At 57.8% G+C, this 1,174-nt stretch carries 1 protein-coding gene and 1 pseudogene; both read right to left on the bottom strand.

The window, feature by feature from the left end:
- Nucleotides 1-329, bottom strand: a 329-nt coding sequence (locus tag AWB67_RS42835; protein ID WP_235025616.1) for a DUF6130 family protein, incomplete at its 3' end; no start/stop codon positions are given.
- A gap of 424 nt (nucleotides 330-753) precedes the next feature.
- Nucleotides 754-1,100: pseudogene (locus AWB67_RS38250) on the bottom strand (RidA family protein).
- Between the last annotated feature and the right edge of the window lie 74 nt (nucleotides 1,101-1,174).

The raw sequence follows: 1,174 nt of genomic DNA, 5'->3' as shown, positions 1-1,174 counted from the left end.
ACGATGTGCAGGTTCTCGGTGCGATATTGGATAAACACGAAACCCTTTGCAAGCGAGTCGGCAAGAGGAGGATCAACAACGATTCGCGGCGCCGGTTCGCTTGTGAGTGGAACGACCGGGTCTGCACCGCGGATATCCCTAGCGCTCTGCGCAATTGATGTAGAAACACCCGCCATTGCTGCAGCGCCCAGAATACTCATGATTATTTGTTTCAATGTCATCTCCCGGTGGGGCACTGCATAGCAAAACAGAGCTGAACGGCGTGCCGCGCTCCGATCTACAGTGTCCGTCTTAGGGTTTCCGTTTTCTTTTTGAATCGCACGGGCCATTTAGAAAACTCACTGCATCGACCCGGGCTCTGCCTCGATCCGCCCGCCTGTCATCCACCCTGTCGGCGGCGATGTCGACAATGCGTTTGAACAGCTTAAAAAAGAAGAATCGAGTGAGGCCAACAAGAAGAGACAGATCCTCCGGGCCATTTTGTCGGCGATATGCCGCTCGACGAATTCCCTGAAACGTCGCAGTTGCTGAGACGATAAGGCTCCGGCGGTGGTCTACGGATAGTCCCGTCAGACGCGCCGGCCTGAGCCTCGAACTTGTGGCTGTAGCGGCGGCGACGCCGCTCCCGACCGGCACGGTACGCCGAGTGCGCCGCGAAGGCCGACCATGTCATGCGTGCGCCATCTCCCTCGGAGTCGGATCACCTTATGGGGTGGCTATTTCAACCTCTCTCTCTCTGATTTTGCGGCTCCATTACGCCGGAGACTTCGAGACGCAAGTCGCAGCGGCGCTCACGACGATCTCAATAAGCAGTTCCGGATGCCCTAACTCGCACTGCGCCGTCGCACGAGTCGGGGGCGCACCCGGTGTGGCCCAAGCATTCCAGACTTCGTTCATCCCCTCGAAGTCGTCTTTGATACGTTTCAGCCAGATCTGCGCCGTAAGCAGCCGGCTCTTGTCCGTACCGGCTTCGGCGAGGTATTTGTGTACCGTTCGAGCGCCCGACTCGTCTGGCCTCGAATATCGAGACTCCAGTCTTCCGCAGTCTGGCCTCCGAGAAAAACGATACCGTTGTACACCACTACGCTGCTTCTCCGCATATTGCAGAGGTTTTTTTGATTGGCGATCGCGACCAGGAACGCGTGAACAGGCCGGTCGGAGTCGGCCCGCGATC

The sequence above is a fragment of the Caballeronia terrestris genome (assembly GCF_001544515.1).
Taxonomy (GTDB): Bacteria; Pseudomonadota; Gammaproteobacteria; order Burkholderiales; family Burkholderiaceae; genus Caballeronia; species Caballeronia terrestris.
This window is presented reverse-complemented; position numbering and strand designations above follow the sequence as displayed.